Source organism: Streptomyces sp. TSRI0281 (assembly GCF_001905125.1).
Classification (GTDB): Bacteria; Actinomycetota; Actinomycetes; order Streptomycetales; family Streptomycetaceae; genus Streptomyces.
In genome coordinates this window covers 111,115-130,699 of sequence record NZ_LWLE01000038.1, presented here as the reverse complement: position 1 = coordinate 130,699, position 19,585 = coordinate 111,115, and the positions used below count along the sequence as shown (strand labels likewise).

General features: G+C 71.4%; 17 protein-coding genes and 1 pseudogene. 7 read left to right on the top strand and 11 right to left on the bottom strand.

What is annotated here, in order from left to right; translation table 11 throughout:
- On the top strand, nt 1-1,269 hold the full coding sequence (locus A6A29_RS41460) for an exo-beta-N-acetylmuramidase NamZ family protein (protein WP_073729082.1): 1,269 nt from the start codon (nt 1-3) through the stop codon (nt 1,267-1,269).
- A gap of 211 nt (nt 1,270-1,480) precedes the next feature.
- Here the strand turns inward: A6A29_RS41460 and A6A29_RS41455 are convergent, their stop codons facing one another.
- Entirely contained in the window at nt 1,481-1,960 is a 480-nt protein-coding gene (locus tag A6A29_RS41455) for a GNAT family N-acetyltransferase (RefSeq protein ID WP_073729081.1), read from the bottom strand.
- Nucleotides 1,961-2,056: 96 nt separating this feature from the next.
- Nucleotides 2,057-4,885 (bottom strand): penicillin acylase family protein, encoded by a 2,829-nt coding sequence (locus tag A6A29_RS41450; protein ID WP_073729080.1) that lies wholly within the window; start codon nt 4,883-4,885, stop codon nt 2,057-2,059.
- A 268-nt stretch (nt 4,886-5,153) separates the two neighbouring features.
- On the opposite strand from A6A29_RS41450, the gene A6A29_RS41445 reads away from it, so the two are divergent.
- Nucleotides 5,154-5,765 (top strand): hypothetical protein, encoded by a 612-nt coding sequence (locus A6A29_RS41445; protein ID WP_073729079.1) that lies wholly within the window; start codon nt 5,154-5,156, stop codon nt 5,763-5,765.
- 70 nt (nt 5,766-5,835) lie between these two features.
- On the opposite strand, the gene A6A29_RS43645 is transcribed toward A6A29_RS41445, so the two are convergent.
- Both A6A29_RS43645 and soxR read right to left on the bottom strand, forming a co-directional pair.
- The gene (locus A6A29_RS43645; RefSeq protein ID WP_079183258.1) at nt 5,836-6,186 is read right to left on the bottom strand and encodes a hypothetical protein; all 351 of its coding nucleotides are present in this window, start codon (nt 6,184-6,186) and stop codon (nt 5,836-5,838) included.
- A 691-nt stretch (nt 6,187-6,877) separates the two neighbouring features.
- Nucleotides 6,878-7,351: pseudogene (gene soxR / locus A6A29_RS41435) on the bottom strand (redox-sensitive transcriptional activator SoxR); the annotation flags it as partial.
- A 208-nt stretch (nt 7,352-7,559) separates the two neighbouring features.
- Here soxR and A6A29_RS41430 point away from each other — a divergent pair.
- Nucleotides 7,560-8,021: a MaoC family dehydratase gene (locus A6A29_RS41430; RefSeq protein WP_073729078.1), complete on the top strand. Its 462-nt coding sequence runs from the start codon at nt 7,560-7,562 to the stop codon at nt 8,019-8,021.
- 52 nt (nt 8,022-8,073) lie between these two features.
- On the opposite strand, the gene A6A29_RS41425 is transcribed toward A6A29_RS41430, so the two are convergent.
- The 3 genes from A6A29_RS41425 to A6A29_RS41415 all read right to left on the bottom strand — a co-directional run bounded on the left by A6A29_RS41425 (nt 8,074) and on the right by A6A29_RS41415 (nt 10,329).
- Nucleotides 8,074-8,697: a TetR/AcrR family transcriptional regulator gene (locus A6A29_RS41425; RefSeq protein ID WP_073729576.1), complete on the bottom strand. Its 624-nt coding sequence runs from the start codon at nt 8,695-8,697 to the stop codon at nt 8,074-8,076.
- A 92-nt stretch (nt 8,698-8,789) separates the two neighbouring features.
- Nucleotides 8,790-9,080 (bottom strand): YiaA/YiaB family inner membrane protein, encoded by a 291-nt coding sequence (locus tag A6A29_RS41420; protein ID WP_198953580.1) that lies wholly within the window; start codon nt 9,078-9,080, stop codon nt 8,790-8,792.
- Nucleotides 9,081-9,177: 97 nt separating this feature from the next.
- On the bottom strand, nt 9,178-10,329 hold the full coding sequence (locus tag A6A29_RS41415) for an acyl-CoA dehydrogenase family protein (RefSeq protein WP_073729076.1): 1,152 nt from the start codon (nt 10,327-10,329) through the stop codon (nt 9,178-9,180).
- A 65-nt stretch (nt 10,330-10,394) separates the two neighbouring features.
- On the opposite strand from A6A29_RS41415, the gene A6A29_RS41410 reads away from it, so the two are divergent.
- The 4 genes from A6A29_RS41410 (at nt 10,395) to ppk2 (ending at nt 13,949) form a co-directional block, all read left to right on the top strand.
- Nucleotides 10,395-11,075, top strand: a complete 681-nt coding sequence (locus A6A29_RS41410) for a TetR/AcrR family transcriptional regulator (RefSeq protein ID WP_073729075.1) — start codon at nt 10,395-10,397, stop codon at nt 11,073-11,075.
- A gap of 15 nt (nt 11,076-11,090) precedes the next feature.
- Nucleotides 11,091-11,810: an ArsR/SmtB family transcription factor gene (locus A6A29_RS41405; RefSeq protein WP_073729074.1), complete on the top strand. Its 720-nt coding sequence runs from the start codon at nt 11,091-11,093 to the stop codon at nt 11,808-11,810.
- 182 nt (nt 11,811-11,992) lie between these two features.
- Nucleotides 11,993-12,979, top strand: a complete 987-nt coding sequence (locus A6A29_RS41400; RefSeq protein WP_073729574.1) for a DMT family transporter — start codon at nt 11,993-11,995, stop codon at nt 12,977-12,979.
- A gap of 97 nt (nt 12,980-13,076) precedes the next feature.
- Entirely contained in the window at nt 13,077-13,949 is an 873-nt protein-coding gene (gene ppk2 / locus A6A29_RS41395) for a polyphosphate kinase 2 (RefSeq protein WP_073729572.1), read from the top strand.
- 50 nt (nt 13,950-13,999) lie between these two features.
- Here the strand turns inward: ppk2 and A6A29_RS41390 are convergent, their stop codons facing one another.
- The 4 genes from A6A29_RS41390 to A6A29_RS41375 form a co-directional block, all read right to left on the bottom strand.
- Nucleotides 14,000-15,079 carry a Zn-dependent alcohol dehydrogenase gene (locus A6A29_RS41390; RefSeq protein WP_073729073.1) on the bottom strand — a complete coding sequence of 360 codons (1,080 nt, stop codon included), beginning with the start codon at nt 15,077-15,079 and terminating at the stop codon, nt 14,000-14,002.
- A gap of 205 nt (nt 15,080-15,284) precedes the next feature.
- Entirely contained in the window at nt 15,285-16,679 is a 1,395-nt protein-coding gene (locus A6A29_RS41385) for an aldehyde dehydrogenase family protein (RefSeq protein WP_073729072.1), read from the bottom strand.
- 145 nt (nt 16,680-16,824) lie between these two features.
- Nucleotides 16,825-18,015 carry an MFS transporter gene (locus A6A29_RS41380; protein ID WP_073729071.1) on the bottom strand — a complete coding sequence of 397 codons (1,191 nt, stop codon included), beginning with the start codon at nt 18,013-18,015 and terminating at the stop codon, nt 16,825-16,827.
- Between the two features lie 3 nt (nt 18,016-18,018).
- Nucleotides 18,019-19,479, bottom strand: coding sequence for a CitMHS family transporter (locus A6A29_RS41375; RefSeq protein ID WP_073729070.1), 1,461 nt, complete (start codon nt 19,477-19,479; stop codon nt 18,019-18,021).
- Between the last annotated feature and the right edge of the window lie 106 nt (nt 19,480-19,585).

Sequence of the window (19,585 nt, the reverse complement as noted above, 5' to 3'; positions counted from 1 at the left end):
ATGAGCCTGTCCAGACGTGGTTTGCTGGCCGCCGGGAGCGCTGTGGGCGCCCTCGCGGCAACGGCGGCCGGGACCGGACCCGCCGCCGCCCGCCCGGGGCACGGCGGCGGGCACGGCCGGGTCCGCACCGGGTTCGACCGGCTGGCCGCCGACGGCTACCGGACGCTGCGGGGCCAGAAGGTCGGGATCGTCACCAATCCGACCGGTGTCACCGCCGATGTGCGCCACATCGTCGATGTGATGCACCCGGACCCGCGGGTGAACCTGACCGCCGTCTTCGGCCCGGAGCACGGCTTCCGGGGCACCGCGCAGGCGGGCGGCTCGGAGGGGCGGTACGACGACCCGGCGACCGGGCTGCCGGTCTACGACACATATCTGAAGAGCGGTCAGCCGCTCGCGGACATCTTCACCGCCTCCGGGGTGGACACGGTCGTCTTCGACATCCAGGACGCGGGGGCCCGCTTCTACACGTACATCTGGACGCTGTACGACTGCATGGAGGCCGCCGCGCTCGCGGGCAGACGTTTCGTCGTCCTGGACCGGCCGAACCCGGTGACCGGGCGCGCGGCGCTCGGGCCGGTCCTCGATCCGGCGTTCGCGACGTTCGTGGGCCGCCGGGAGATCGCCCAGGCCCACGGCATGACCGTCGCCGAGCTGGCCCTGTTCTTCAACGCGGAGTTCCTGGCGGAGCGGCCGGCGGAGCTGGACGTGGTCACGATGTCGGGGTGGCGGCGCTCGGACTTCTTCGACGGGACCGGGCTGCCGTGGGTGCCGCCGAGCCCGAACATGCCGACCGCCGAAACGGCCCTCGTCTACTCCGGCACCTGCCTCTTCGAGGGCACGAACCTCTCCGAGGGCCGGGGCACCACGCGGCCGTTCGAGCTGCTGGGGGCGGAGGGCATCGACCACCGCTGGGCAGCCGCCGCCAATGCCCTGGAACTGCCCGGGGTGTCGTTCCGCGAGGCGTACTTCGCGCCGACGTTCTCCAAGTTCCAGGGGAAGACGGTCGGCGGGGTGCAGCTGCACGTCCAGGACCGGGAGGTCTTCGACCCGGTCCGTACCGGCATCGCCCTGCTGGTGACGGCGAAGCGGTCCTGGAGCGGCTTCGCCTGGCGCCCGGACAACTGGATCGACAAGCTCACCGGGAACACCCGGGTCCGCACCATGATCGACGCGGGCGCGGACACCGATGAGGTGGTGGGTGCCTGGCGCGAGGACCTGGCGGCGTTCCGGGCGAAGCGGAAGAAGTATCTGCGGTACGGCGGGTAGGACGGACGGGTGCCGTCCCCGTAGGTGCCGTCCCCTGCGGGCGGGCGGCACCCGACCGGCAGGGCGCCCACGGGGGCAGGCCCCCCGTCGGGCGGTCGGTCGAGCGGTCGGTCGGTCGAGGGGCGGTCGGGCAGTCGGGCGGGCGAGCGAGCAGTCGGGCGGGCGGGCAGTCGGGCGGTCGGGCGGTCGTGCCGGCAGATCCGCCGGGTGGTCAGACGGTCAGGTCCAGTTCGCCGAGGTACTCGCCGTCGTTCGTCAGCCCGCGCTTGAGGTAACCGAGCCCCAGATAGAAGCCCTCCGGGCCGCCCTCGCCGGGATGCCAGGTCACCGTGGAGAGCGTCCCGCCGCGTCTGCGGAGCTCCTCGTTCACCGCGCGCACCGCGAAGCGCCCGTAGCCGCGGCCCTGTTCACCGGCGTCGACGGCCAGGCGCCAGAGCCCGGAGCGCGGCGGGGCGTCCGGTACGTCCGCGTCGTAGTCGAAGGGGATGTCGAAGAAGGCCATCACGAAGCCCACGATCCGCTCGCCGTCGCAGATCAGCCGGGGCCAGGCGACGCCGGGATGCACATACGCCTCGGCCAGCGACTGGGCGACCGGCGCCACGAACGTCGTCTGGTCCGGGCGGACCTGAAGGCGGCAGGCGGCGATCACGTTGTCGGGGGTGACCTTCTCCAGGCGCGTTGACACTGTCATGTACGGCACCCTATCCCCGGACCGGGGAGGCCCGACCACCGAATATCGCCTGCTCAGGGCGGCGATACCGGGCGGCCGGGCCCATCCGTACGGCCCCTACCGGTGGGAGGGGAACTCCACGACCTGCTGATAGGTCGGCCGGTTCTGCCAGTGGATCGACTTCTGCGAGATCCCGCCCAGCGGGCGGTGGATGATCGCGTCGGAGCACCACTGCTCGCCGGGCTTGCAGCTGTCGTCACCGGGATAGACCTCGGTGGCCGGTTCGGCCGCCGCCTGCTTCAGAGTGGCGAGCAGGGCGTCACGGCAGCCGCTCAGGTCACCGTTGCCACAGTACGTCTTCGCCAGCGGGCCCTTGACGGGCTGCCCGAGGACCTGGCGCAGGTCCTTGTCGGCGAAGCCCCACCAGCCGTACTGGAAAGCGGAACCGCTGTGCGCCCCGCTCGGCCCGTGGGCGGCCGCCGGGGATTCGTCGACGGCGAGGCTGCCGGTCAGGGCGTTGTAGAGGCCGTCGCCCAGACCGGGCCGGAATTCGGCCTCGATCAGTTTCGGCCACCAGGCGTCCATGATCCGTACCGCGTCGGCGTGGGTGTACGCGTGGGAGCCCTCACTGCTCTCCCTGCGCTGCGATCCGGCCGCCCGCCAGGACTCCAGCTGCTGTACCGCCGCACTGATCTCCGGGTCGGAGACGGGCTGGGAGCGCACCACCTTCAGCAGTTCGGGCAGCAGTTGCTCGCCCCGCAGATCGGTGAGCGCGGCATCGGCCATGGCCCGGGTCAGGGAGGCGCGGGTGACCCCGCCCTCCTCTACGAGCTTCGCCACCCGGTCGTCCAGCAGGTCGCCCCGGTGCACCGCCCCGAAGCCGAAGCCCGCGCTCGCGTAGCCCTCGGCCTGCCGGTTGTTCCAGGAGACGTAGTAGTCCTGGCCGCTGGACTGCGGGTGCTCGGCGTACGGCGTGTAGTCGGCGGTGTTGGCCGCCGGGTCGTAGCCCCGCCACTCGTACGCCCGCTCGGCGCTGATCGGCAGGGCCGGGTCGACGCCCTGCGCCCGGACCGGGTTCATGCCGCTGTTGAAGTAGGCGGCGGTGCGGGAGTCGGCGTAGAACCAGTTGAAGGCGTAGTCGATATGGCCCGCCGCTCGCTGGAAGGAGGCGGCGTCCTTGACCTGGCCGGGGTCGTTGAGCAGTTGGAAGCCGACGATCGAGTCGGCCTCGTGGCGGTAGGTGGTGCGCAGCGAGGTGTACGCGACGGGCTTGCCGGCCACCGTGGCGCGATGGGTGACGATGCCGTAGTTCGTGCGCCACACCCGCATGAGGTAGGAGCCCGCGGCGGTGGAGTCGGCGACGGTCGGCTTCCAGGAGTTGGCGCGCTCCAGTTTCTCCATCGCGGTGCAGGTGCCCCGGTAGAGGTAGTGCGTGGAGTCCTTGGTGGGGGCGCCGCCACCGGGTTCGCACAGCTCGATGGCGTATGTGTCGGTGATGTCCTGGCCGGCCGAGGTGGCGCTCCAGGCGTAGTCCTGACCGCGGCCCATCTGGATGTACATGCCGACTCCGGCGAAGGAGACGCCCCGGGCGCTGATGCCGGGACCCTGGAGTTCCTGGAGCATCATCAACTGGGGTGCGAAATAGCCGGTCTGCGGTCCGAAGACGGCGATCGGGTTTCCGCTCGCGGTGTGCTTGCCGGAGACCAGCAGGGCGTTGGACATACCGCGCTTCTCGGCGCCGGTGCCGGAGCCCGGGAGCGAGCCCTCGGGGATGACGCCCTTGTCGTACATGCCCTGGAGCGGTTCGAGGGCGGCCGGGGCCTCGACCGGGTCCTTCCGGTCGGTTCCCGCCGAGCCGGTCCGGTCGTGGATCAGGGGTTCGGGTGTGACGGAGCCCCGGTCGGGAAGGGCGGTGCCGCGGGCGTCGTCCGGCTTGCCCGCGTACGGGAACGCGGTGCCGTCATGGACGGTGAGCACGGCCTCGGGATCCTCGCGCTGCCGGAACGACTCCCAGACCTCGGTTCCTTCGGCGACGCCGTACTTCTCCTGGGCGGCCAGCAGGGAGAGGGCGGCCTGCACCTCGCCGCCTCCGCCACCGCCGAACTGCCCGCCGACGACGGACGCGATCGAGATCAGGTCGGTCAGCCGGAAGGGCTGGATCTCGCCGACGTTGGTGATGGCGTCGATCTTGCCGGTGAGGACGTACTCGCCGGGGAAGTAGCGGCCCTTCTTGGACTTCTCCCGGTAGGCGTTGATCCCGTCGACATACGCCTGGGCGTCGGCCATGGCCTGCTCGCCCTGCGCGCCCTCGGTGGTCCTGATCCGCTCGACCTGGGCTTCGAGGTCGGCCTCGGTGTACGGGGCCTGCGGCCAGAACTGCTGCTCCAGGCCCTGGTTGGCGAGCGCGCCGCCCGCGAACGAGGTCAGTTCGCCGCGCCCGATGTGCCGGAAGAGATCCATCAGCCAGAGCCGGTCCTGGCCGGCGGCGAACCCGGCGCCGAATTCGGTGCCGTAACGGGTGGTGCCCTTGATGTGGGGGACGCCGCTCGCCTTGTCCCGGGTGATGGTGACGTCCTCGCGGGGCGAGGTGACGGATTCGATCTGGTCCTTCGCGACCCCGAAGGAGGCGTCGTTGAAGAAGTCGGTCAGCTTCCGGTCGGTGAGTGCGGTGTGCCCGGCCACCAGGCCGTTGTAGCGGTCGAGTTGGTCGTCGCTGTGGGCCGGGTGCGTGCCGAACGCCTTGTTGCCGAGGATCTCGACGAGGGTGGCGTTGCCGTTCTCGCCGGGGGGAAGGATGTCGGCGCACTGCCCCTGGCAGTGATCGGTGACGGGTACGGGTTCCGCCGCCGCGGCTCGGGCCGGTGGCGAGGCCGTCGGCAGGAAGGTACCGAGGGCGAGGGCGGCCGCGACTGCGGCGGCCCTGAATGTGCCGGTGCGTGGGGGCATGCGTGCTCCTCCGAGAGGCCGATGCGCCGGAGGTTACTGGCGGTATCACCCCTCAGTAAGGTGAACACCGGTCACCTTTCCCGAATCACCACATGCGCGCACGCCCTCTCACCACCGGGCCGCACGCCGCCATGCAACCGGTCATCACCCCCGCCCCACGTGGGGTGTCTCAGCCATTGGACGTTTCTCATCTTTCGATGGAGCCGAAACGGGCAGTCGTACGTCCATTCCTTGACGCCGAAGTACGAGTGACGGAGGTGGCAGTGTCATGGCCGGTTTCCGGAGTCTTGCGAGACAGGTCCGCGATCCGCTGGGCGATCTGGCATTGCGGCGGTACTCGCTGCGCAAGTGCCTGGAGAGGTTCGCCCCTTACGGCCACCGGGCGACGTGGCACCATCTGTGCGCCCGGCACGGGATCGGACCCGAGGACCGGGCCCCCGATCCGGTGCGCCTGATGCGCGCGCTGGAGGAGCTGGAGGAGGCGCGGGCCATCTGGCTCGCGTACGAGACGGGGTTCGCGGAGCGCAGGCGGCGCGAGAAGCACGACGGGCGGCGCCGGCCGGCCGCGTTCGACGACTGGCACCGCCGCACCTGGGGCGGCAACGGTGTCGCCCGCTGCGCCGACCCCGGGGTCCATCCGTCCGCACCGCTCGCCGAGGTGCTGCGACGGCTGATCGCGGCGCTGGGGTCCGAGCCCGGGGCGGCCTGCCCGGTCTGCACGGCGACCGGTTTCGCCTGGCGGCAGGACGTCGGCCGGGAGCCGTGGTCGGGGCCGGTCTGCACCGGATGCGGCATCGTGGTACCGCGGCCCGTGCTGACGGCCGGTGCGCTGGCGAGGGCCCGGCGGATGCGTCACCGGAACCTGGCGTCGGCGGCGTGAGGCGCACCCGGGCCGGGCGGTCCGGGAAACGACGGTCCGGGAAACGACGGTCCGGGAAGCGACGCGGCGCTCACCCTCCCCCGCCGCCGGTGGGGTGGTCGAGTGCCTCCAGGGCGGGCCACCGGTCGTCGCAGGGCAGGCCGAGCACTTCGACGCGGAGAAGGAGTGCCGGGTCGGCACCCACCGCGCGCAGTCGGTCGGGGGCGTGCTCATGTACCCACGCCCGAAGCTCCGCCACGGGCTCGTCCCGTCCGTGATCGGCCCACCAGCCCAGCGGCCACTCGTCGCCGATGAGGTCGTCGATGTACCGCTCCACGCAGGCGAGCAGATGGCCGTCGGCGGGCCCGCCGCGCCCCTCGGCCGCCCAGATGGCGAGAAAGGGAGTGACGGTGCTGAGCGAGGTGACACAGGACTGGAGCACGTCGTGGCAGGCGGTTCCCCGCCGGACTCCTCCGGCGGGGTCCGCAGCACCTGGGTGAACCACGCCTCGAAGAAGCCGTGGACGGCCTCCCGCTGCTCGGCCGGCCAGCGGCTCCAGCGGGTACGGCCCAGGGCGTGCAGCCCGCCGTAGGCGCCGTCCACCCCGCCCGCCACGAGGAGTTCCACCAGGTCGGGCAGCAAACGGCGCATCGACGCGTCCGGGTCGTCGAAATGGTCGGGCACCTCGCCCGCGTACCTGCTCAGGACGTCGGGCGGTATCGGTACGTCAGGGGTGCGCAACAGCGCGGTCTCCCGCGGCAGATGACACCGACCGCAACCGGTCTCCGTCGGACTCGTCATTCCGGCGAAGACCGTGCGTACGCGGGCGACGGCCAGGTCGAGGGGGCGCGAGGTCACTGGGACCCTCCGGAGGGGACTCCGGTACGCGGGCATCCGCCGGCCGAAGAGCGCGACACTACCGGAAGCACACCCCCCGCGCTTCCCCACACTCACCCGCGCTCCGACTGCCCCTAGCAGCCCGGCCGTTGCGAGCAGCCCTGATCCGCGCCACCGTCCGACGCCGCGCCACGGTCCGACGCCGTGCCACGGTCCGACGCCGTGCCGCCGCCCGGCTGCGTGCTACCGCCGGACTTCGCCTCGCCGCCGGACTTCGCCTCGCCGCCGGGCTTCGTCTCCCCGCCGTCGGACCGCTTGTGCTCGGGCATCAGACGCGAACCGGTGATCCGGTCACCGGAGATGTCGTTGGGGTTGGAGAGCACACAGGTCTCCAGCGACAGACACCCGCAGCCGATGCAGTCGGTCAGATGGTCGCGCAGCCGGGCCAACTGGGCGATGCGCTCGTCCAGTTCGCCGTGCCACGCCCGCGAGAGCCTGGCCCAGTCGTCCCGGTTCGGGGTTCGCCCCTCGGGCAGCTCGGCGAGCGCGTCCCTGATGGTGGCCAGCGGGATGCCGACACGTTGCGAGGCGCGCACGAACGCGACCCGGCGCAGGGCGTCCCTGGTGTAGCGGCGCTGATTGCCACTGGTGCGGCGGCTGCTGATCAGGCCCTTGGACTCATAGAAGTGCAGGGCGGAAACCGCGGCGCCGCTACGCGCGGAGAGCTGGCCGACCGTGAGTTCATGGAGTGTCTGTGGGATCTGTGGCACTCCTCAAACCCTACTGGTCCCACCTCGAACCTCACCTCCCTCTTCGAAAACCCTGCCGATCAGCCGCGAGTCGCCAAAGGCGCCCCGCACTCCGGACGCGCCGTCGTTGACAGGACCGCACCACCCGAAGGATGCTGAGCAAGCGCTTAGACATCGAGCCGCGAGGCGCCGCATGAAGGCACAGAGCCGGAAGGCAGGGACCGGAACCATGGCAGAACCGAAGATCTTCACGTCCGCACAGGAGCTGCGCGACGGGGTGGGCGAGCAGCTGGGTCACAGCGACTGGCTGGAGATCGACCAGAAGCGGATCGACCGGTTCGCCGAGGCGACCGGTGACCACCAGTGGATCCATGTGGACCCCGAGCGGGCGGCGGGCGGGCCGTTCGGCACGACGATCGCGCACGGCTATCTGACGCTGTCCCTGCTGCCCGCGCTCGTACCGCAGGTCATGCGGGTCGAGGGCATGAAGATGGGCATCAACTACGGATCCAACAAGGTCCGCTTCCCCTCGACCGTCCCGGTGGGCTCACGGCTGCGCGCCACGGCCGTGCTCAAGAGCGTCGAGGAGGCGGGCGGCGGCGTCCAGGTCACCGCGCTGGTCACCGTCGAGCGCGAGGGCGGCGACAAGCCGGCCTGCGTCGCCGAGTCGGTGTCGCGCTACTACTTCTGAGCCACCGCGCGTACTTCTGAGCCACCGCGCGCCCGCCGGGGTCGCGGAACCGCTACTTCTGGGCACCGACCATGCGCAGCACGAGGTCGGCGTAGAGCTCGCCGACCTCGTCGGGTGTCCGGCTCCCCTGCGCGTTGAACCAGCGCGCCACGTCGATGCAGAGCGACAGCACCGCGAGCGTGGTGCCGGGAACATCGGGAACGTCGAACTCCCCCGCCCGTACGCCCTCGCTGATGATCCTGCGCACCACGGCGTCGCTCCTGCGGCGCAGCTCGACGATCTCGGTGCGGTGCTCGTCACCGAGGGCGTCCAGCTCGTACTGCACGACGCGCGCGGTGGTGTGCCGCTCGGCGTGCCAGCGGACGAAGGACCGGACCGCCCCGGCGAGCCGCTCGGCCGCCGTGCCGTCCCGGTCGGCCTCCGCCTCCAGGACGTACAGGGCCCGGTCGTGCCCGATCTTGCTGATCCGGTGGAGCAGCTCTTCCTTCGTCTTGTAGTGGATGTAGAGCGCGGCCGGGCTCATCCCGGCACGGCCGGCGATGTCGCGGGTGGTGGTCGCGTGGTACCCGCGCTCGGCGAACGCGTCGACGGCGGCGACGAGGAGCCGCCTGGCCGCCTCGGGTGTCACCTCACCCCACGGGGTGTCGTCACCGTCCATCTCCTGCGCCGTACTCATCGCCACGTGCCCCTCTCCGTCAGCGGACGAACACCATACCCCGAACCTGAGCAAGCGCTTAGAGTCCGGGGCTCCGGATGCCGGAGCCGAGGTCAGAGCTTCTGGAAGGGGTCGTGCTCGGCGAGGATCTTCTCCAGTCGCGCCTGGTCGACGCGGCTGATGAGCTGCCCCGCCTCCTGGCGGTCCCTGATGACCTTGGCCAGTGTGAAGCACGACGTGACGAGGTAGAGCACGCCGATGGCGAGGAAGCCTCGCACCCACGCGTCGGCGTCGAGGAAGTAGATGCCGAGGGCCACCGCGCCCATCGCCACCCCGAAGGATGCGACGGCCTGGCTGTAGAAGGCCGCGGTGCTCTGCTGCTTGACCGATGTCGTCTCACTCATGCCGCACAGCATCCGCCGACGTGGCGTGCGCCACATCCGCATCCGTACTCAGTCCGGTACTCAGACGCCCGTTCGAGTGACGGCCGTCCGGAATCGGTCAGAAGGCGGAGACCCCGGTCAGCGCCCGGCCGATGATCAGCTTCTGGATCTGACTGGTGCCCTCGTAGAGCGTCATCACACGGGCGTCGCGCAGCAGCTTGCCGACCGGGTACTCGTCTATGTAGCCGTAGCCGCCGAAGACCTGGAGGGCGTTGTTGGCGGCGCGCACGGCCGCCTCGGAGGCGAAGAGCTTCGCCGTGGAGGCGGCCGTGGCGAAGTCCGCGCCCCGGTCGATGAGGTCGGCGACCCGCCAGGTCAGCAGCCGGGCGGCGTCGACGTCCACGGAAATGTCGCTGATCAGCTCCTGGACCAGCTGATAGCTCGCGATGGACTTGCCGAACTGCTCGCGCTCGCCCGCGTACCGCAGGGCGGCGTCGAGTGCCGCCCGGGCGATGCCGACGCAGCCCGCCGCGACCGACATCCGGCCCTTGGCCAGGGCGGACATGGCGAGGGAGAAGCCCTTGCCCTCCGGTCCCATGAGCGCGGCGGCGGGTACCCGGACATCCTCCAGCACCAGCTCGGCCGTGGGCTGGCCGCGCAGACCGAGCTTGCCGTGGATGGTGCGGCGGGTGATGCCTGGGCTGTCCGCGGGGACCAGGAAGGCGGAGATTCCCTGGTGGCCAGGGGTGTCGTTGGTGCGGGCGAAGAGCAGCACCACATCGGCCCAGGTTCCGTTGGTGATGAACATCTTGGTGCCGTTGATGACGTAGTCGTCGCCGTCGCGGACGGCCTTCGTCGTGAGGTTCCCGGCGTCCGAGCCGGTCCCCGGCTCGGTGAGGGCGAAGCAGCCGATCGCCTCGCCCGCGGTGAGACGCGGGAGCCACTGATGCTTCTGCTCCTCGGAACCCCAGGACACGATGGTCTTGGCGACCAGGCCGAGCGAGACGGACACGATGCCGCGGACCGAGGAGTCCCCGCGTCCCAGCTCCTCGGTGACCAGGCAGTACGAGAGATGGTCGCCGCCCGAGCCGCCGTACTCCTCGGGAACGGTGAGCCCGAGGAAGCCGAGCGCCCCCAGCTTGCCCACGATCGACTTGTCGACGCTCTCGGCGCGGTCCCACTCGACGGCATGAGGAGTGACCTCACGGGCGACGAAGTCCTCGGCCAGCCGCCGGACGGCTTCCTGCTCCTCGCTGAGCTCCAGGTTCATCGGACGGCACCCCACTTTAAATTAGCACTGCTAGTTTCCTGCTCGCAGGCCCTACTATGAGCCGCATGGCCCGACCGCGCAAGCCCCTCCTCAGCAGAGACCGCATCGTCGGAACGGCGAGCGCGCTCGTGGACTCCGAGGGGCTGGACGCCGTCTCCACCCGCCGCCTGGCGGCCGAGCTGGGGGTCAGCGGACCCTCGCTCTACAACCACTTCCGCAACAAGGACGAGATCCTGGACGCGGTCGCCGACGCCGTCTCCGCCCAGGTCGATCTGTCGATGTTCGACGCGTCCGACCCCCGGGACTGGCGCGAGGCCCTGCACGACTGGGCCGTCTCCTACCGCGCGGCGCTCACCGAGCACCCGCACATCGTCCCGGTCCTCGCGCAGGGCCCCGGCCGCCGGCCGGCCGGTCTGCGGGTCGCCGACGCGGTGTTCGGCGGGATGGTCGGGGCGGGCTGGCCGCCCGCCCAGGCCACGTACATCGGGGCACTGATGCGCTACTTCATCACCGGTTCGGCACTGGGCTCCTTCGCCCGCGGTTTCGTCGACGACGAGACCGCGTACGACCCGGCGGACTACCCGCACCTCGGCCAGGCCCACCTGCTGGCGGACCGCCGCCAGCAGGTGGACGAGGGCGCCTTCGGGACCGGGCTGCGGGCCCTGCTGGACGGGCTCGCGCTCCAGTACGAGCAGGTGGTCCGCGCCGGGGCGGCAACGGTTCGACCCACGCCGAACCGTTCCTGACGCATCCTTGACCGTATGGCACGCCCGACACCGCACGATCCGGCCGCTCCGCGCCTCGCCGCGCTGGCGACGCTGCTCGCCGACGAGACCCGCGCCTCCTTCTGCCTCGCCCTGCTCGACGGGCGCGCCTGGACGGCCGGTGAGCTGGCCCGGTACGCCCGGGTCGCCCCGTCGACCGCCAGCGAGCACCTGGGCAAGCTGGTGGCGGGCGGGCTGCTGGCCGAGGAACGGCAGGGCCGTCACCGCTATGTACGGCTGGCCGACGAACGCGTCGCGCACCTCGTCGAGGAGCTGGCCGCCCAGGTCATGCCCGACGCGGCGGAACAGCCGCGCACCCTGCGCGCGGCGAGCATGAGCAGCGCCCTGGCCCGGGGGCGCACCTGCTACGACCATCTCGCGGGCCGGCTCGGCATCAGGATCACCGAGGCGATGACCGAACGCGGGCTGCTGCGCCAGGACACCGGCTTCGCACTCACCGACGAGGGCCTGGGCTGGTTCGACGCGCTGGGCATCGGCCTTCGTTCGACGTCCCGGCGGCCACTCGTACGGAGCTGTCTGGACTGGACGGAACGCCGCCCGCACCTGGCGGGCGTCGCGGGCGCCGCGCTGTGCCGGCACGCGCTGGACAACGGGTGGTGCGTACGGATCGGGACGGGGCGCGCGGTACGGGCGACGCCGGACGGACAGCGGGCGCTGTCGGGGCTGCTCGGCATCGAGGCGTCGGCGCTCGACTGACGACCGGCGGAGGACCGGCGGAGGACCGGGGGACGAATGGCTGCCGTGAGACCCGCTGTGTGACCTGCCGACTGACCGACGATCGACCGCCGGGTGACAAGCCGAGCGACCGGACGGCCGACGATTGACCGAGGACGACCATTCGGTGGGGGCCGCAACGTCACGGCCCTAGCCTCGTGGTCATGACGACGACGACACCGGGATCACCTGCGGAATCCGCACCGGGGCGCGACTGGCGGGCCCCGGCCGCCGCCTGCACCACGGTGGTGCTGTGGGCCTCCGCCTTTGTCTCCATCCGCAGCGCGGGCGAGGCGTATTCGCCCGGTGCGCTGGCCCTCGGCCGGCTGCTGGCGGGCACGCTGGTGCTCGGCGCGATCTGTCTCGTACGCCGCGAGGGGCTGCCCGCCAGGGCCGCCTGGCCCGGCATCGTCACGTCCGGGCTGCTCTGGTTCGGGCTCTACATGGTGGTGCTCAACTGGGGCGAGCAGGAGGTGGATGCCGGGACGGCCGCGATGGTGGTGAACATCGGCCCGATCCTGATCGCCCTGCTCGGCGCCCGGCTGCTCGGTGAAGGGCTGCCGCGCAGGCTGCTGGCGGGGATGGCCGTCTCGTTCGCGGGAGCGGCGGTGGTCGGGCTCTCCCTGTCCGGTCACGGCGGCTCCTCGGTGCTGGGGGTCCTGCTCTGCCTGCTGGCCGCCGTGGCGTACGCGGCCGGGGTGGTGGGCCAGAAGCCCGCTCTGCGGCACGGTTCCGCTCTTCAGGTCACCACCTTCGGCTGCCTGATCGGTACGGTCGCCTGTCTGCCGTTCTCCGGGGTGCTGGTCTCCGAGGCCGCCGACGCGCCGCTGTCCGCCACCCTGAACATGGTCTACCTGGGCGTCTTCCCTACCGCTCTCGCCTTCACCACCTGGGCCTACGCCCTGGCCCGCACCACCGCGGGCAGGATGGGCGCCACCACGTACGCGGTGCCCGCACTGGTGGTGGTGATGGCCTGGCTGCTGCTGGACGAGGTGCCCGCGCTGCTCAGCGTCGGCGGCGGGCTGCTCTGCCTGGCCGGGGTGGCGGTCTCCCGGACCCGTCAGCAGACTGGCCTGACGCGGAAGAATCCGGCGCTGCCCGTGGAGGGATCCCGTCATGGCGAAGAGCGGCAATCAGCGGGGCGACCGTAGCGGGACGCGGCGCGGGACCGGCGGGAAGCGCGATTCCGCTCCGGAGTCCGAGAAGCGGGCGGCACGCTACGGGGGCCCGTATCTCGGCGGTTTCGGTGTGGTCGACAGCGGGGACGACGACCCGGTCCTGGTGACGCCGAAGGGCCACGCCCGGGACGCCTGGCGCGAGGACTACCCGTACGACCGCAAGCTCCGTCGGCGGGATTACGACAAGGCCAAGCGCGCCCTGCAGATCGAGCTGCTGAAGCTCCAGCACCGGGTGAAGGAGCGCGACGAACGGCTGGTGATCCTCTTCGAGGGGCGTGACGCGGCGGGCAAGGGCGGCACGATCAAGCGGTTCACCGAGCATCTCAATCCGCGTGGTGCGCGGGTGGTGGCGCTGGAGAAGCCGACCGAGCGCGAGCGCACCCAGTGGTACTTCCAGCGGTACGTGGCTCATCTGCCGAGCGCCGGGGAGATCGTGCTGTTCGACCGCTCCTGGTACAACCGGGCCGGGGTGGAGCGGGTGATGGGGTTCTGCACGACCCGCGAGTACCTCGAATTCATGCACCAGGCGCCGGACTTCGAGCGGATGCTCGCACGCGACGGCATCCGTCTGGTGAAGTTCTGGTTCTCCGTCTCGCGCAATGAGCAGCGCAACCGGTTCATGATCCGGCAGATCGATCCGGTACGGCGGTGGAAGCTGAGCCCGGTCGACCTCGCCTCGCTCGACAAGTGGGACGCGTACACCGAGGCCAAGGAGCTGATGCTGTTCCACACGGACACGGCGGACTCGCCCTGGACCGTGGTGAAGAGCAACGACAAGAAGCGGGCCCGGCTGGAGGCGATGCGCCATGTCCTGCACCGCTTCGACTACCCGGGCAAGGACCTGGAGCTGGTCGGGGAGCCGGACCCGCTGATCGTGGGCCCGGCCTCCCGGCTGTTCGAGCAGGGCGAGATGGACGCCCGGCTGCTGACCCCGGACAACTGAGCTCCGTCCCCGGGGATCCCGGCGGGCTCCGGCCTCACGGGGCGATGCGCCTAGAACACCACCAGCGCACGGCCGCCCTTGCCCGCGATCATGTTGTCGAAGGCCGCCGGGATGCCGTCCAGCCCGATCCGTTCGGTGACCATCATGGAGACGTCGAAGCGGCCCGCGAGGATGTGTTCGGCGAGTACCGGCAGATCCCGCTCCGGGTCGCTGTTGCCGTAGACGCAGCCCGTCAGTGACCGGCCCCAGTGGAAGATCTCCAGGGCGTTGAAGGTGACTTCCTGATCCTTTCCGCCGATGCCGACCACCGTGGTACGGCCGCCGCGCCGGGTGGACTCCCAGGCTCCGCGGATCGTGGCGGGCCGTCCGACACACTCCACGGCGACGTCCGCGCCCTGACCTCCGGTGAGTTTGCGGATCTCGCGCGGGGTGGTGGCGGAGGCGAGGACGAAGTCGGTGGCCCCGGCCCGCCGGGCCAGCTCCTCCTTCTCGGGGGAGACGTCGACCGCGATGATCCGCGAGGCACCCGCGATCCGGGCGGACTGGAGGACGGCGAGGCCGACCCCGCCGATCCCGAACACGACGACGCTCTCGCCCGCGCGGACCCGGGCGGAGTGGTGGATCGCGCCGTAACCGGTGAGGACGGCGCAGCCGAGCAGGGCGGCGTCGGTGAGCGGGATGCCGGCCGGGGCGGGCAGCACGCATTTCCCGGCGACGACGGTCTCCTGGGCGAAGGCCGCGACGTTCAGACCGGGGTGGAGTTCGGTGCCGTCGGCGGTACGGGCATGGATGTTGCCGGCGCCCTTGAGGGCGTCGGCGCAGAGCCAGACCTCGCCGATCCCGCAGTGGAAGCAGGTCCCGCAGGACGGTGCCCAGTTGAGGACGACACCGTCGCCGGGGGCGACATGGGTGACGCCCTCGCCGACGGAGAGGACGGTTCCGGCACCCTCGTGGCCGAGGACGGCGGGGACCGGAACCCGCATGGTGCCGTTCGACAGGGACAGGTCGGAGTGGCAGACCCCTACGGCGGCGAGGGCGACGCGCACCTGGCCGGGGCCGGGTTGCGGGAGTGCGATGTCGGTGATCTCCAGGGGAGCTCCGACGGCGGGCAGTACGGCGGCGCGGACCACGTGCAGGCTCCTTGGTTGGGGGCTGGTTCGGATACGTTCGGAGGCGTTCGGATACGTAGCGCGGCTGGGGCGGGAAAGCCCGCTCGGGCGGGAAGGCCCGCTCGGCCCTGAAGCGGCTCGGACGGGGAGGCCGGCTCAGAACTGGAGCGACTCGGACGGCGAAGGTCCGCTCAGAACTGGAGCGGCTCGGACGGCGAAGGTCGGCTCAGAACTGGAGCGACTTGGTCTGGAGGTACTCCGCCAGACCGTGCGGGCCCAGTTCGCGCCCGACACCCGACTGCTTGTAGCCGCCGAAGGGGGCCAGCGGGTTGAACCGCCCGCCGTTGATGTCGACCTGGCCGGTGTCCATCCGGCGGGCGAACGCCACGGCTTCGGCGTCGTCGGCGGCCCAGACGGCTCCGGCCAGGCCGTACACGGTGTCGTTGGCGATCCGGAGGGCGTCGTCCACGTCCTCGTACCGGAGGATCGCCAGGACCGGGCCGAAGATCTCCTCGCGGGCGATGGTCATGTCCGGGGTGACATCGGCGAACACCGTGGGGCTGATGTAGTAGCCCTCCTCCTTCGGGGCCTCGGGGCCACCGGCGACGAGCCTGGCGCCCTCCGCGATGCCCTGTTCGATGTAGCCGCGCACCCGGTCGCGCTGCTCGGCGTTGACCACGGGGCCGACCCGCTCCCCCGGTATGTACTTGGCGACGGCCGCCGCGGCGAGGGCCACCGCCTCCTCGTACCGCTCGGCGTCGACCAGCATCCGGGTCCAGGCGCTGCACGTCTGACCGGAGTTGGACATCACGTTGGCGACGCCGACGTTGACGGCCTTGGCCAGATCGGCGCCGGGCAGGATCACGTTGGCGGACTTGCCGCCCAGTTCCAGGGCGACGCGCTTGACGGCGGCGCCCGCGGTCGCCCCGATCCGTCTGCCCACGGCGGTCGATCCGGTGAACGAGACCAGGTCGACGCCCTCGTGCTCGGCGAGGGCCTGTCCGGCGACCGGGCCGAGACCGGTGACGAGGTTGAAGACCCCCGCGGGCAGCCCCGCCGCCTCGGTGGCCTCGGCGAACAGCTGCGCGGTGAGCGGGGTGTCCTCGGCGGGCTTGAGGACGATCGTGCAGCCCGCGGCGAGCGCGGGTGCCACCTTGGCGACGATCTGGTGGAGCGGGTAGTTCCAGGGGGTGATCGCGCCGACCACGCCGACGGGCTCCAGCAGGACGGTGGAGCTGCCGAGCTTCTCCTCGAAGGCGTACGTGGCGGCGAGTTCGGCGTACGAACCGGCGACGACCACCGGCAGAGCCGCGTGCACCCTCTGCGAGAGCGGAAGGGGCGCGCCCAGTTCCGCGGTGACGGTCTCGGCGATCTCGTCCTTGCGGGCGTCCAGGGCGTCGCGCAGCGCGGCGATCCGGGCCGCGCGCTCGGCGGGCGGCGTCGCCGCCCAGCCCGGGAACGCGGCGCGGGCGGCACGTACCGCGGCGTCGATGTCGGCCGCCGTGCCGGCCGGGACCCGGGCGATGACCTGCTCGTCCGCGGGGTTCACGACCGCGATCGTGTCCGGGCCCTCGGCCGTCCGCCACGTACCGCCGATGTACATCCCGTCATGGGCCTTCATGGCATGTCCTCCAGGGCATGGGTGCTGCCGTTGTCGTCCGGACCCCAAACTAGCGCCGTTAGTTTTTGGGCGCCAGAGGCGCAGGCGGTGGCGCAGGCGGTGGCGCAGACAGGGACGCAGACAGGGACGCGGTCCTGAGTGCCGCTCAACGGGCGGTGCGGGGCCCTTCGCCGCGGGCGCCGAGTCCCGCCGCGCCCAGGAGCAGCGCGCCGAGCATCACGAACGGGGCCGCGGTGCCCGCGAAACCGGCGATCAGTCCGGCGGAGGCGGGGGCCGCGACCTGGCCGAGGCGGTTGCCGGTCAGCCGCAGGGCGAGGGCGGTGGAGCGGGACCCGGCGGGCGCGGCCCGCACGACGGTGGTCATGGACAGGGGCTGGCCGACACCCAGGCAGAACCCGAGCACGGCGAGCAGCACGGCCAGCGCCCACACGGGCAGGGGCAGCGCGATGCCCGCGCAGAGCAGGGCGGCGAGCAGGCAGGTGGTGGTGAGCAGGGCGGTCCGGCCGAGGATGCGGAGCATCGGCGTCATCACCAGCCGGCAGGCGATGGTGGCGGCGGCCCGGAGGCTCAGCAGCAGTCCGACGGTGGCGGGGGCGATCCCGCGGTGTTCGCCGACGACCGGCAGGTACGCGGTGAGGATGTCGGTGGCGGAGAGCACGGCCAGGCTGATGAAGATGCCCGCCGGAACCCCGCGGGTGCGCAGGATGGAGCCGACGGGGACCTTCCGCGCCGACGGTCCGGCGGGCCGGGCGGGGGCCCGGTGTTCGATGCGCCGGAGGGAGGCGAAGGAGACGGCGGCGACGGCCGCCGCGACGAGGAGGGCCAGCGCGCTCGTACGGTCCATGGCGCCGTCCCGCCCGGAGATGACACAGCCGGCGGCGATCGGGCCGATGAGCTGGCCGAGCGCGGCGCCGATGGTGAAGTGGCCGAAGTTGCGGTCCTGTTCGGCGGGGGCGGACTGCCGGGCGACGATCGACTGGGCGCCGATCACGAAGCAGAGGTGGCCCAGGCCCATCACTCCGCTCCAGGCCGCCATCTCGGGGAGGGAACCGGCGAGGCCGCTCAGGGCGCAGCCGCCGGAGATCAGGGCGACGCCGAGCGGCAGCAGGGGTGCACAACGGCCGTGGTCGGTCCTGCGCCCCAGTGGCACGGCGGCGAACAGCGGGAGGAGTGCGTACACCCCGGCGATGACGCCGATGGCCCGCTCGTCCGCGCCCAGGGACAGGGCCCGGTAGGAGACGGCGGGCCGCGCCATCGACACCGCTCCTTGCGCGAACGCGAAGGCGATGACGAGGCGCAGCAGCCAGCCCCTGCCGGGGCCGTTCGTGGCGGCCATGGATCAGATGATGCCGAAGAGGATGCTGGCGCAGAGCACCACCAGCGAGGTGAGCACGGCCCACTTGACGGTGAACCTGGTGTGGTCGCCGAACTCGACCTTCGCCATGCCGACGAGGACGTAGACGGCGGGGACGAGCGGGGACGACATGTGGAGGGCCTGCCCGGCCAGGGAGGCGCGGGCGATCTCCAGGGGAGAGACGCCGTGGGCGGCTCCGGCCTCGGCGAGGACGGGGACGACACCGAAGTAGAAGCCGTCGTTGGACATGAAGTACGTGAGCGGCAGGCTGAGCAGACCGGTGACGATGGCCATGTGCGGGCCCATCCCGTCGGGGATGGCGCCGACGAGCCAGTCGGCCATGTGCTCGACCATGCCGGTGCCGGTCAGGACACCGGTGAAGACGGCGGCGGCGAAGACCATGCCGGAGACGTTGAGGACGTTGTCCGCGTGGGCCGCGATCCGGGCCCGCTGGTCGGGCATGTGCGGGAAGTTGACGGTGAGGGCGAGGGCCGCGCCGAGCAGGAAGAGAACCGGGATCGGCATCAGTTCCATGATCATCGCGGTCAGCAGGGCCACGGTGAGACCGGCGTTGAACCAGTAGAGCTTGGGACGCAGCGTGGACCGGTTCGGGTCGAGGCCCTTGAACTCCTCGTCGCCGTCCGTGTCGTTCCCGTCGTCCCCGTCGCTCCCGTCGCTCCCGGTGGCGGGTGCGGCGTCGGCATCCGTGCCCGCGCCGGTCCCCGTACCGGCTCCGCCGGAGACCTTGCGGGTACGGTCGCCACCGTCACCCGCACCGACGAGCACCGTCTCGGTCGCCGGGTCCTGGACGAGGGCCTCGTCCAGGGTGAGGATGCCGAGCCGCTTGCGCTCACGCAGGCCGAGGACGTACGCCAGGATGAAGACGGCGAGCAGTCCGACGGCGAGCGCCGGGATCATGGGGACGAAGATGTCGGCCGCGTCCACCTTGAGCGCGGTGGCGGCGCGGGCGGTGGGACCGCCCCAGGGCAGGGTGTTCATGACCCCGTTCGCCGTGGCGGCGACGCCGGTCATCACGACCAGGCTCATCTTCAGGCGCTTGTAGAGCGGATACATCGCCGAGACGGTGATCATGAAGGTGGTGGAGCCGTCGCCGTCCAGCGAGACGATCGCGGCGAGGACCGCCGTACCGACGACGATCCGCAGCGGGTCGGCCTTGCAGAAGCGCAGGATGCCCCGGACGATCGGGTCGAAGAGGCCGACGTCGATCATCACGCCGAAGTACACGATGGCGAACATGAGCATGGCGGCGGTCGGTGCCAGGTTGCCGACGCCCTCGATGACGTAGTCGCCGAGCTCGGCCCCCTGGCCGACGGCGACACAGAAGAGTGCGGGGATCAGGACCAGCGCCGCGATCGGCGACATCTTCTTCGTCATGATCAGCACCAAGAAGGTGGCAATCATGGCAAAGCCGAGGATTGTCAGCATGTGGGACACCTCACGTTCACCTTTGAACTCCCACCGGAGTCGGCGGTCCGGATGACGTTAGGTGCCCCGTCGCGGCGTTAACAAGATGTTGACGCGCGAGCAATAC

What these genes read in the sequence shown, in the direction of transcription:
- A6A29_RS41455 (WP_073729081.1), bottom strand. Translation starts at nt 1,960, where the DNA reads ATGACAGTGTCAACGCGCCTGGAGAAGGTCACCCCCGACAACGTGATC.
- A6A29_RS41425 (WP_073729576.1), bottom strand. Translation starts at nt 8,697, where the DNA reads ATGAGTACGGCGCAGGAGATGGACGGTGACGACACCCCGTGGGGTGAG.
- A6A29_RS41430 (WP_073729078.1), top strand. Translation starts at nt 7,560, where the DNA reads ATGGCAGAACCGAAGATCTTCACGTCCGCACAGGAGCTGCGCGACGGG.
- A6A29_RS41460 (WP_073729082.1), top strand. Translation starts at nt 1, where the DNA reads ATGAGCCTGTCCAGACGTGGTTTGCTGGCCGCCGGGAGCGCTGTGGGC.
- A6A29_RS41400 (WP_073729574.1), top strand. Translation starts at nt 11,993, where the DNA reads ATGACGACGACGACACCGGGATCACCTGCGGAATCCGCACCGGGGCGC.
- A6A29_RS41410 (WP_073729075.1), top strand. Translation starts at nt 10,395, where the DNA reads ATGGCCCGACCGCGCAAGCCCCTCCTCAGCAGAGACCGCATCGTCGGA.
- A6A29_RS41385 (WP_073729072.1), bottom strand. Translation starts at nt 16,679, where the DNA reads ATGAAGGCCCATGACGGGATGTACATCGGCGGTACGTGGCGGACGGCC.
- A6A29_RS41450 (WP_073729080.1), bottom strand. Translation starts at nt 4,885, where the DNA reads ATGCCCCCACGCACCGGCACATTCAGGGCCGCCGCAGTCGCGGCCGCC.
- A6A29_RS41405 (WP_073729074.1), top strand. Translation starts at nt 11,091, where the DNA reads ATGGCACGCCCGACACCGCACGATCCGGCCGCTCCGCGCCTCGCCGCG.
- A6A29_RS41375 (WP_073729070.1), bottom strand. Translation starts at nt 19,479, where the DNA reads ATGCTGACAATCCTCGGCTTTGCCATGATTGCCACCTTCTTGGTGCTG.
- A6A29_RS41420 (WP_198953580.1), bottom strand. Translation starts at nt 9,080, where the DNA reads ATGAGTGAGACGACATCGGTCAAGCAGCAGAGCACCGCGGCCTTCTAC.
- A6A29_RS41415 (WP_073729076.1), bottom strand. Translation starts at nt 10,329, where the DNA reads ATGAACCTGGAGCTCAGCGAGGAGCAGGAAGCCGTCCGGCGGCTGGCC.
- A6A29_RS41380 (WP_073729071.1), bottom strand. Translation starts at nt 18,015, where the DNA reads ATGGCCGCCACGAACGGCCCCGGCAGGGGCTGGCTGCTGCGCCTCGTC.
- A6A29_RS41445 (WP_073729079.1), top strand. Translation starts at nt 5,154, where the DNA reads ATGGCCGGTTTCCGGAGTCTTGCGAGACAGGTCCGCGATCCGCTGGGC.